Origin of the sequence: Actinomadura sp. NPDC049382, from assembly GCF_040677125.1 — a bacterium.
GTDB classification, from domain to species: domain Bacteria; phylum Actinomycetota; class Actinomycetes; order Streptosporangiales; family Streptosporangiaceae; genus Spirillospora; species Spirillospora geliboluensis.
This window is the reverse complement of sequence record NZ_JBFARO010000016.1, coordinates 105,864-115,583: the sequence shown is the minus strand read 5'-3', so window position 1 is coordinate 115,583 and position 9,720 is coordinate 105,864. Positions and strand designations below refer to the sequence as shown.

Below are 9,720 nucleotides of genomic sequence, written 5' to 3'. Positions count from 1 at the left end.
GTCACTCTTCACATACCGGCCCTCCTGGATCGCTGGCAACAACACCCCTCTTTGCCAGCCGACCCAAAAAAGGTTCACGCGCGAGCGGCGGCGGGAGTGTCCAATGAACGGCGGATTCGATGATCAAGGAGACGCTCGGTGACTGACATCGGCGTCGGACGAGCGGCTGATCTCGATGCTGGTGGAGCGTGCTCGGACGCCGGGCGGTGACGTCATCGACTCGTAAGGGTCGGCGTGGACAGAGCAGATCTACCGTGACGGCATGAAGATGTTCAGTCTGTCCCTCTCCGCGCTGGCAGTCGTGCTGACCGCATGCGGTGGTGGGACCGCTGAGCCGGGCATCGCCGCGTCGTCGGCGACGGTTTCAGCACCGACGAGCGCGGCGCCGAGCAAGGCGTCCGTCAAGGAAGCACCCGCGTTGCTGAGGTTCCGGGGAGCCAAGCTCGATGGAACGGCGTTCGACGGCGAGAGCTTGGCAGGCAGGCCGGTCGTGCTCTGGTTCTGGGCGCCGTGGTGCCCCAAATGCCAGGCCGAGGGGCCCGCGGTCGCCAAGGCCGCTCAGAAGTACGGCGACAAGGTCGCCTTCGTGGGGGTCGCCGGGCTCGACAAGGACAAAGCGGCGATGGAGAGGTTCGTTTCGCGCACCGGCACGTCCGGGATCGTCCAACTGGACGACCGGACCGGCGCCCTCTACAAGCACTTCAAGGTCACCTCGCAGTCCTCTTATCTGATCGTGAACCCCGAGGGTGGCAGCCACCCGGCGGTGGGCCCATTGGACGAGGCCGAGCTGTCCTCCCTCATCGATAAGCACGCCCTGTAAATGGACGACCTCGCGCTCGCGTTGGCCGCCGGATTGGTCGCGGCGTTCAATCCGTGCGGCTTCGCGATGTTGCCTTCGTTCCTGGCCCTGCTGGTTTCCGGGCCCGGTGGTGCGGTGCGGGCGCTGCGGTTGACGGCGGCCATGACGTTGGGCTTCATCACCGTCTTCGGAATCTTCGGTCTGGTGATCAGCGTCGCGACCGCTCCGATCCAGCGGCACCTGCCGTGGGTCACCGTCGTGACCGGCGGGCTCCTGATCGTGCTCGGCGTCTGGCTGGCGTCCGGGCGGGAACTGCTCCTGCAACTTCCGCGCCTGAACGTCGGCCGGCCGACCGGCTCGTTCGTCGCCCTCTACGGATACGGCGCTTCCTATGCGGTCGCCTCCCTGTCGTGCACCATCGCGCCGTTCCTCGCCGTCACCGGGCTGGTCTCCGGGAGCGGCGATCTGCTGGACGGGCTGGCCGCGTTCGTCGCCTACGGTGTCGGGATGGGCCTGGTCATCGGACTGCTGGCCCTTCTCGTCGCCCTTGCCCAGGAAGCCGCCGTCCGAAGGACCCGAGCGGTCCTTCCCCACGTCTCGCGAGCCAGCGGGGTGTTCCTGCTCCTGGCAGGCGTCTATGTCGGCTACTACGGCTGGTACGAGTTGCGCGTCAACGCCGGAGCCTTCGCCGACGACCCGATCGTTGGTACCGTCACCGACATCCAGGGGCAGGTCACCACATGGCTCGATGCCCTCGGCGTCCGCTGGATCGCCGGAGCCTTCGCTCTCGCGGTCGTCCTGGCCCTGGCGCTCCGCAGACGCAGACTCAGGAAGCAGCCCGCTTCTCCCTCGGTGACCGACAACGTGACGTGAGCCGCAGGTCCCGTCATCAGCATGAGCATCGCCTTGTGCGGCGGACGCGATCCGGTCCACGGCCGAACATGGCCGAGGCGACACGTTCACGCCGGATCCCCGCCGTCCAAGCCCCTGGTGCATTGACTGGCGGTGACGTGGGGAACGCCCGGCGCTGGTCGCGATCAGTGGAGCGCCACCCGTTCCGTGAGGACGTGGCGTACCGTTCATGCTCGGGGTCGCGCGGCCGCCATCAAGTAACCAGGCGCTCGAAGGCTTCAAGGGTCCTCAAGATGCACGGGAAGGCGACCGATGGGCTTTATACAGCGCTTCGACCACGTCGGTATCACCGTTGCCGACCTCGACGCCGTGACGGCGTTCTTCGTCAGCCTCGGGTTGGAGGCCGATCAGAAGATGGCCGTGGAAGGCGAGTTCCTGGACACGGTGATCGGCATGACCGGCGCCGCCACCGAGATCGTCATGCTGCGACCGCCTGGAGGCGGAACGACGTTGGAGCTTTCGAGCTTCGTACGGCCGGACCACCTCGCGGGTTCCCCGGCCGCACCGGCCAACGAGCTGGGCCTGCGCAACGTCGCTTTCGAGGTAGGGGACCTGCAGGCTGCCGTCGATCAGGCTGCGGCCGACGGCTACGGCCTGGTGGGAGGCATCGGCGAATATGAGGGCGTGTGGCGGATGGCCTACGTCCGCGGGCCCGAGGGAATCATCGTGTCGCTGGCCGAGCGCGTCCACAAGTAGGGAGACCTGGTGAGCACAAGGGTGACCGACGAACAGATTCAGGCTCTGGCTTCGACCGCGAAACCTTTCAGCCTGGCGCTCCTCCAGTGGACTCCGGAGCGAACCATGAACGGCGCGGACGCGGTAGAGCTTGAGCATCAACGGCGCATGGTGTCGCTTCGTGCCGAGGGGGTGATCGCCGTCCTCTGCCCGGTCGCCTCCGACACTGTGGCGGGCGTCGCGATCATGACCGTGCCGGCTGAGGAAGCCGCCGAGATCATGGCCGACGACCCCTGCGTGCAAGCCGGGATGATGCGCTGCGATGTCCATCCCTGCCACGGCTTCCCCGGCGACGCTCTCCCCGCCTGAACGATCCAGTCGGGTCGAAGTGCACTTCACGGTCGCTGGGTCAGCATGAGGACGATCTGCTCGGCCGCGGCCCGGGTGTCATACGTCGGGTCCTCGAGGAACTCCGCGACGACGGCGTCGATCATCCCGCCGACGAGGATCGCCCGGGTCCGCAGGCTGTCCGCGTCCGCCGGGTGGCCGTCCGCCTCGGCGGCCTCGCGTAGAAGGGCGGCCAGCGGGGCCCAGCGTTCCTGCCCCGGCGGCCGCGCCCGGTCCCCCTCGTCGGCTGCGGCCAGGCCGGCCTGCACGATTGTGCGGGCGTGCTCGGGATGGTCCGTCAGGTAGCCGATCATGGCCCGCACGTAGGCCCCGGGGGCCTCTCGGGGCGAGGTTTCCTCGACCTTGCCGGCCACGTGCGTGACCAGGGCCGTCATCACGTGCTGGTAGGCCGTGGCCAGGACGGCGTCCTTGGTCGTGAAGTGGTAGACCACGGTGCCCTTGGCCACCCCCGCGGCCTGCGCGATCCTCGACAAGGAGGCCGCGGCGTGCCCGTGCTCGGCCACCAGGGTGATGGTCGTGGCGATGATCTGGGCGCGCCGCTCCCGCTCGATCCGGGTGAGACCGTCGGGCCCCGACGCGCGCGCTGGCATGGGACGAGGCTACTCTGGAACCTAGGATTTGACCGAACGGTCAAAAAAAAGGGGGACCATGGAGGAGGACGTCCAGGACGCGACGCCCGAGGACGGTGCCCGCATGGCCGCGCGCAAGCGTCGTCGCCGCCGGGCCGGGGGCATCACCGCCGGGGTGCTGGTGGTTGCGGTGGTGGCCGGGGCATTCGCGCTGCGCACACCGAGCCCTGTGGGGCACTGGAACTCGAAGGCCGGGTACGAGGCGTTCATGGCCGACTACAAGCGGGCCTGGGAGGCGATGCCCGCCCCGGACAAGACGCTGGACGTGCGCACCGGGTTCGGGTTCGTGCGCGTCTACCGGTTCGAGGCCACCACCGACGCCCCGGCGAAGCACCCGTTCGTGCTGCTGCCGGGCCGGTCCTCACCCAGCCCGATCTGGGCGGACAACATGCCCTCCCTGCTGGAGCTCGGGGACGTGTACGTGCTCGACCTGCTGGGCGAGCCCGGCCTGAGCGTGCAGATGGTCCCGATCGAGGACTTCGCCGACAACGCCGCCTGGCTCGACCAGGCCCTCGCCGAACTGCCCGAGGAGAAGTTCAACCTGCTGGGGCTGTCCATCGGCGGGTGGACGGCCGCGAACATGGCCGCCCACCGCCCCGAGCGGGTGGCCGGGCTACTGCTGATCGACCCGGCCTACACGTTCGGCAGCATCCCCGCCGAGACGGCGGTGCGGGCGATCCCGGCCTCGGTGCCCTGGCTGCCCAAGTCCTGGCGCGACTCTTTCGCCTCCTACACCGCCGGGGGCGCGCCAGTGGAGGACGAACCGGTGGCCCGCATGATCGAGACCGCGATGAGCGCCTACTCGATCAAGCTGCCCCAGCCGGCCCGGATCCCGGAGAAGGACCTGAAGGGCCTGAACATGCCGGTCCTGGCGATCCTGGCCGGCAAGTCGGTCATGCACGACACCGCGAAGGCCGAGAAGGTCGCCAAGCGTGTCCTGCGTGACGGGACCGTGGTCGTCTACCCGCATGCCTCCCACGCGGTCGGCTCCGAAGAGGCCGGCGCGATCGCCAAGGAGATCAAGGCCTTCCTCGCCGCTCACGCATGAACCTCGTCCGATGAGTTCGGTTCCGGCGGCTGGTCGGAACCTCGACACGACACTCACGAACGGAGGTATGAGCATGGGCAAGGTCATCGTCGATCTGAGCGTGTCCCTGGACGGGTTCATCGCCGGGGCCGACGCCGGCCTGGACAGCCCCCTCGGTGTCGGCGGTGAGCGGCTGTTCCATTGGTTCAGCGCGGGCCCGGAGTCCAACCGCGTCAACCGGTGGTTCTGCCCGCCCGACGCCAGCAGGCAGGTCATCGAGGGCTGGTACCGCGACATCGGGGCGATGATCAGCGGGCGGCGGACGTTCGACGTCGCCCGCGGGTGGCGGGACGGCCATCCCATCGACGTCCCCATCTTCGTCGTCACGCACAAGGCGCCGGCCGAGGGCGAGTGGAGCCCGCGGGTCTCCTTCGTCACCGAGGGCGTCGAGCGAGCCGTGGAGTTGGCGAAGGAGGCCGCCGGCGGACGGGACGTGTCGGTGTCGGCCGCCGACACCGCGCAGCAGTTGATCCGCGCCGGGCTGCTCGACGAGATCCGGCTGAGCATCGCGCCGTGCCTGCTCGGGTCGGGCGTCCGGCTGCTCGACGACATCGGGCCGGAGCCGCTCGACCTCGAGCAGATCTCCATCGTCCCGTCGGACGGCGTGACCCACGTCCGCTACCGCGTCGTCCGCTGAAGCGAGGCGGGCCGGGGGAACAGGTCCGGATCCGGAACGCGGCTACTCAACGCGCGGGGTCTTAAGGCTTCGGTGCACCGGCTGCTAGGCGTGCCAAATGCTGGCGAGCTGTCGGGTGGCCAGGCGGGCCGGGATCGCGCGCAGCAGGCTGTCACGCACCCAGGCGGCGGCCCCGGTCCGAGAGGTCAGCCGGGACTGCCGCTCGGCGGCTCGCATCATGCGGTTGGCGCGCGGGCGGCGCTGCGCGTCGTAGCGCAGCAGCCGCTCGGCCACGTGTGCGGGCTCTGCCGCCTCCAGGTGGCGGGTGAGCGAGGCGGCGTCCTCGAAGGCCTGGCTGGCGCCCTGCCCGAGGTCGGGCGTCATGGCGTGTGCGGCGTCGCCGAGCAGCGCGATCCTGCCGGACGCGAACGTCGGCAGCGGCTCGGCCAGGCAGGCGATCGGGTCGACGTAGACGTCGTCGGCCGCGGTGGCCGCCAGCAGTGCCGGGACGGCCGGATGCCAGTCGGCCATCAACTCCAGCATCAGCTCACGAGCCCGCTCCGGCTCCGGGACGGTTTCGGGCAGCGGAGAGTCGGTGAACCAGTACAGCCCGTCCGAGCCGAGGGGGAACAGCCCGAACATCGCACCGGTGCGCCGGTCGATCAGGATCCCGGCCAGCAGCTCCTCCACGTCCGGCTCCGCGGGGCGGGGCAGGGTGCCGCGCAGGTCCATGCGGCCGATTCTGCGCAGCCCGCGGTGGCCGGGGAACAGCTGTGCGCGCAGCCTGCTGCCGATCCCGTCGGCCGCGATCACCACGTCCGCCTCGTCGACGCGCTCGCCGCCGCTGAACACCGCCACCGCGTCCTCGCCGGCCTCCAGCCGCTCCACCGGTGCCGCGGTCCGCACCGAGTCGGCGGGCAATGGGGCGCGTAGGGCGCGGTGCAGCTCCGTCCGTTCGGCCACGATCATCGACCCGACCTCGCGTTGCGCCTGCACCGCGTCGGTGATCAGCAGCGGCCGTCCGCGCCAGTCGCGCAGCCCGCCGGTGCGGGCGCGGGTGGACCGCGCTCCGCCGATGTCAGTGGTGTCGTAGCCGAGTTCCTCCAGCGCCCGCAGCCCGTTGGGCATGACCACCACGCCGGTGCCCGCCTCGCGGAGCTCGGCGCCCCGTTCGTAGAGGACGACCTGGTGCCCCTGACGGTGCAGCCCCACCGCCGCCGTCACCCCGCCCAGCCCTGCACCGACCACGATGACGCGCATGGCACCCTCCATTCACTACGGTCGTACTACTACGGCTATTGGTAGCATGGTGCGGTGCCGCCCACCAACCTCGCCCGCCGCCAAGCCCTGACCGACGCCGCCATCGACCTCCTGGCGGCCTCGGGAGTGCACGGCGTGACCCACCGGACGGTGGAGAAGCAGGCGGGGCTGCCGCCCGGCACGGCGTCCAACTACTTCCGCAGCCGCGAGGCCCTACTGGTGGCCGCGGCGGAGCGGGTCGTCGAGCTGCACCTGGCCGACATGGAGCAGGCGGCCGAGCACCAGCCCGCGGGCGGCGCCGACCTGGTGGAGATGCTGACCGAGTCGTTGTTCACGGCGGCGACCGCGCTGCGCGACCGCTACCTTGCGATCTTCGAGCTGAAACTGGAGGCGCTGCGCCGCCCGGCGCTGGCCGCGGCGCTGGCGGGACTGCAGGAAGCCGCGGTGCGTTTCACCGCCGGGCTCCATGACCAACTGGGGCTGAAGATCGCACCCGAGAAGGTCCCCGCACTCATCGCGCTCTACGGCAGCGCCCTGTTCGCCCTGGTCAGCGCACCACCCGGCACCGTCACCCGGCCCTCCGTCAAAACCATCGTCGACACCATGGTGCACGGCTCAGCCGTACCGGATCCCTAACGCGGGCCGTGGTCGAGCTACGCCGCTCACGCCCCGAACCGGCGAGAGAAGGCCGCCCTGATGCTGCTCGACCAGAGGAACGGTTGGACGCCGAACCAGATCACACCCAGGGCTGTGAGCAAGGTGGCGAAGGAGGCGTCCAGTTCGATCTCCATGCCGTATCTCCAATCCGCCAGCTCGTAGACCGGCTTGGCCCAGAACAGGGCCACCACGCCCTCGACGGGAACCGCCACGGCGAGCAGGGCATGGCGGACGGGCGGGGCAGTCACCCGGCCGGCGAACGACCAGTTCATCACGGTGAAGGCCAGCATGAACGCGAGTGTGCCCAACGCCCAGGGAACTCCGAAGCCCTCTTTGGCCTGGCTACTCTCCCCGTACGTGTACACCGAGACGATTCCCACGTGAAGGGCGCCGAGAATCAAGATCATGCTGCCGAGGCTGAGGAGCGGTCTGTGCGACAGGAACCACAGTCCGCACATGACGATGAAAGCCACGACCACCAGCAACAGACCGGGCGAAGGGTGCGTGTAGTACTCGAGGGGAAACCTGTCGCCGACCTCGCTCCACGGTGAGACCAGAAAGGTCAGCATGGAGAGTACGGCGCAGACGAGGGCGACTCTGATCAAGATCGCTTGATGGCGCTGGAACGGGATGTCACTGACGGGTGAGGAGAGAAGGGAAGTACGGGGCTGCGGACGATCCTGGACGGGCGGTCCGATGTCGACCGCGGTGTTGCCTGTCAGGTTGAGGGCGGCGTTGAGCAGGTCGCGGACCTGTGCGGGGTGGAGCCGTTCGTCGGGGTTCTTGCGCAGTAGGCCGTTGAGGGCTTGGGCGAGTGGGCCGCCGCACCTGGGTGTGGGTGGGTGCCGGGTGGCGATCGCGACGAAGACGGCGCCGTGGCTGGGGCCGTCGAACGGTCGGCGGCCTTCGACCGCCGCGTACAGGGTGGCGGCCAGGGACCACAGGTCCGAGGCCGGGGTGACCGGCTTGCCCTCCACCTGCTCGGGCGACATGTAGGCGGGCGTGCCCAGCACCATGCCCGAACGGGTGATGGTGGCATCGCCCTCCAGCGCGGCGATGCCGAAGTCGGTCAGCAGGACCCGGTCGCCCTCCAGCAGCACGTTGGCGGGCTTGACGTCCCGGTGGACCACGCCCTGGGCGTGCGCGGCCGACAAAGCGTCCAGCATCGCCAACCCGATCACCGCGACCTCACGTGGCGGCAGCGCCCCCTGCCCGGCCAGCACGTCCCCGAGGGACCGGCCCTCCATGAGTTCCATCACGATCCAGGGACGGCCATCGTCGCCCGTCACCCGGTCATAGACGGCCACGATGCCGGGGTGCCGCAGCCGCGCGGCGGCGCGGGCCTCACGGTCCATCCGCGCGTACCAGTCGCGCCGTTCCCGGTCGGTGACCTGGTCGGGAACCAGAAGCTCCTTGACGGCGACCTCACGGTCCAGTTCGAGGTCATGGGCCCGCCACACCGACCCCATCCCGCCCCGGCCGATCCGGTCGAGCCGCCGGTACCGGCCCGCCAGCACCCCGTCACCGTCCCAACCCATGATCAGAACCTACCGATGCGGGACCGCCGGCCGTTGACGATCCGGGTAACTGTCAGACATCGGTGTTCGGCTGAAGGTCGCGTCCAGTGGAGTGGTGCAGGGAGTCGTGGTTTCAGCGGCTCACGGTGGTCTCCCGCTGCACGTACGACAGCTTTTCGGGGTTGCGCACGTGGTAGGCGCCGGTGATGAAGCCGTTCTCGACCCGCACCGCCACCACGCCGTCGATGTCTCCGTCGACCCGGACGAGCAGGCCCGGGCCACCATTGATCTGTACCGGCTCGACCGTCCTTTCGGCGTCGCGCTTCCACCAGCCGGTGGCCAGCAGGCGCGCCACCTTGTCGGCCCCGATGACGGGCTTGAGCAGGGCGTGTTTGATTCCGCCGCCGTCGCTCAGCGCGACGACGTCCGGCGCCAGGATGTCGACCAGGCGCTGCAGGTCGCCGGTTTCCACCGCGCGCTGGAAGGCCCCGAGCGCGGCCCGGGTCTCGGCCGGTGAGACGACGCCGCGCGGCCGGCGCGCGGCGACGTGCGCCCGTGCCCGGTAGGCGAGCTGGCGGACCGCCGCCGGGGTCTTGTCGACGGCTTCGGCGATCTCGTCGTAGTCCAGGTCGAACACCTCCCGCAGCACGAACACCGCCCGCTCGACCGGCTGCAGCGTCTCCAGCACCAGCAGCATCGCCATCGACACGCTGTCGGCCAGCTCGACGTCCTCGGCCACGTCGGGCGTGGTCAGCAGCGGCTCGGGCAGCCACGGCCCGACGTAGGACTCCTTGCGCCGGCCGAGCGTCCGCAGCCGGTCCAGCGCCTGCCGGGTGACGATCCGCACCAGGTAGGCGCGCTTCTCCCGCACGGTCGCCAGGTCGACGTCCACCCACCGCAACCAGGTCTCCTGAAGGACGTCCTCGGCGTCGGCGGCCGACCCCAGCATCTCGTAGGCCACGGTGAACAGCAGGTTGCGATGGGCGACGAACACCTCGGTGGCGGAATCCACGCGGTCACCGCGATCGAGCGGCTCGGCCGTGCTCGCCGTTCGTTCGCTGCGCTCGTGCATGCCTGACTCCCGCCCGCTCGCTCTCACCACTGCCATACGCACAAGACGTCGTTCTCCACCGCCCCGTAACACCCCGGGCGGGTGGCCT

11 protein-coding genes are annotated in these 9,720 nt (G+C 69.8%); 7 read left to right on the top strand and 4 right to left on the bottom strand.

Annotated features, from left to right (window positions below):
* Window positions 1–262 precede the first annotated feature (262 nt).
* The 4 genes from AB0K34_RS13420 (at window position 263) to AB0K34_RS13405 (ending at window position 2,755) form a co-directional block, all read left to right on the top strand.
* Window positions 263–820 (top strand): redoxin family protein, encoded by a 558-nt coding sequence (locus AB0K34_RS13420; protein WP_138637953.1) that lies wholly within the window; start codon window positions 263–265, stop codon window positions 818–820.
* The gene (locus tag AB0K34_RS13415; protein ID WP_138637954.1) at window positions 821–1,672 is read left to right on the top strand and encodes a cytochrome c biogenesis CcdA family protein; all 852 of its coding nucleotides are present in this window, start codon (window positions 821–823) and stop codon (window positions 1,670–1,672) included.
* 291 nt (window positions 1,673–1,963) lie between these two features.
* Window positions 1,964–2,407 (top strand): VOC family protein, encoded by a 444-nt coding sequence (locus tag AB0K34_RS13410; RefSeq protein WP_138637955.1) that lies wholly within the window; start codon window positions 1,964–1,966, stop codon window positions 2,405–2,407.
* 21 nt (window positions 2,408–2,428) lie between these two features.
* The gene (locus AB0K34_RS13405) at window positions 2,429–2,755 is read left to right on the top strand and encodes a hypothetical protein (protein ID WP_364548093.1); all 327 of its coding nucleotides are present in this window, start codon (window positions 2,429–2,431) and stop codon (window positions 2,753–2,755) included.
* 26 nt (window positions 2,756–2,781) lie between these two features.
* On the opposite strand, the gene AB0K34_RS13400 is transcribed toward AB0K34_RS13405, so the two are convergent.
* A complete protein-coding gene (locus AB0K34_RS13400) occupies window positions 2,782–3,384 on the bottom strand; it encodes a TetR/AcrR family transcriptional regulator (RefSeq protein WP_138637957.1) in 603 nt (200 codons plus the stop codon).
* Window positions 3,385–3,442: 58 nt separating this feature from the next.
* Here AB0K34_RS13400 and AB0K34_RS13395 point away from each other — a divergent pair, with 58 nt between their 5' ends.
* Both AB0K34_RS13395 and AB0K34_RS13390 read left to right on the top strand, forming a co-directional pair.
* On the top strand, window positions 3,443–4,471 hold the full coding sequence (locus AB0K34_RS13395; protein ID WP_364548089.1) for an alpha/beta hydrolase: 1,029 nt from the start codon (window positions 3,443–3,445) through the stop codon (window positions 4,469–4,471).
* Between the two features lie 73 nt (window positions 4,472–4,544).
* On the top strand, window positions 4,545–5,147 hold the full coding sequence (locus tag AB0K34_RS13390) for a dihydrofolate reductase family protein (protein WP_364548086.1): 603 nt from the start codon (window positions 4,545–4,547) through the stop codon (window positions 5,145–5,147).
* 84 nt (window positions 5,148–5,231) lie between these two features.
* Here the strand turns inward: AB0K34_RS13390 and AB0K34_RS13385 are convergent, their stop codons facing one another.
* Window positions 5,232–6,386 carry an FAD-dependent monooxygenase gene (locus tag AB0K34_RS13385; protein WP_364548083.1) on the bottom strand — a complete coding sequence of 385 codons (1,155 nt, stop codon included), beginning with the start codon at window positions 6,384–6,386 and terminating at the stop codon, window positions 5,232–5,234.
* A gap of 54 nt (window positions 6,387–6,440) precedes the next feature.
* Here AB0K34_RS13385 and AB0K34_RS13380 point away from each other — a divergent pair, with 54 nt between their 5' ends.
* A complete protein-coding gene (locus AB0K34_RS13380; RefSeq protein ID WP_364548080.1) occupies window positions 6,441–7,022 on the top strand; it encodes a TetR family transcriptional regulator in 582 nt (193 codons plus the stop codon).
* 26 nt (window positions 7,023–7,048) lie between these two features.
* On the opposite strand, the gene AB0K34_RS13375 is transcribed toward AB0K34_RS13380, so the two are convergent.
* Window positions 7,049–8,560 carry a serine/threonine-protein kinase gene (locus tag AB0K34_RS13375; protein ID WP_364548077.1) on the bottom strand — a complete coding sequence of 504 codons (1,512 nt, stop codon included), beginning with the start codon at window positions 8,558–8,560 and terminating at the stop codon, window positions 7,049–7,051.
* 133 nt (window positions 8,561–8,693) lie between these two features.
* Window positions 8,694–9,632 (bottom strand): RNA polymerase sigma-70 factor, encoded by a 939-nt coding sequence (locus AB0K34_RS13370; protein WP_364548074.1) that lies wholly within the window; start codon window positions 9,630–9,632, stop codon window positions 8,694–8,696.
* Window positions 9,633–9,720 lie beyond the last annotated feature (88 nt).

What these genes read in the sequence shown, in the direction of transcription:
- AB0K34_RS13370 (WP_364548074.1), bottom strand. Translation starts at nt 9,632, where the DNA reads ATGCACGAGCGCAGCGAACGAACGGCGAGCACGGCCGAGCCGCTCGAT.
- AB0K34_RS13400 (WP_138637957.1), bottom strand. Translation starts at nt 3,384, where the DNA reads ATGCCAGCGCGCGCGTCGGGGCCCGACGGTCTCACCCGGATCGAGCGG.
- AB0K34_RS13390 (WP_364548086.1), top strand. Translation starts at nt 4,545, where the DNA reads ATGGGCAAGGTCATCGTCGATCTGAGCGTGTCCCTGGACGGGTTCATC.
- AB0K34_RS13410 (WP_138637955.1), top strand. Translation starts at nt 1,964, where the DNA reads ATGGGCTTTATACAGCGCTTCGACCACGTCGGTATCACCGTTGCCGAC.
- AB0K34_RS13395 (WP_364548089.1), top strand. Translation starts at nt 3,443, where the DNA reads ATGGAGGAGGACGTCCAGGACGCGACGCCCGAGGACGGTGCCCGCATG.
- AB0K34_RS13415 (WP_138637954.1), top strand. Translation starts at nt 821, where the DNA reads ATGGACGACCTCGCGCTCGCGTTGGCCGCCGGATTGGTCGCGGCGTTC.
- AB0K34_RS13385 (WP_364548083.1), bottom strand. Translation starts at nt 6,386, where the DNA reads ATGCGCGTCATCGTGGTCGGTGCAGGGCTGGGCGGGGTGACGGCGGCG.
- AB0K34_RS13420 (WP_138637953.1), top strand. Translation starts at nt 263, where the DNA reads ATGAAGATGTTCAGTCTGTCCCTCTCCGCGCTGGCAGTCGTGCTGACC.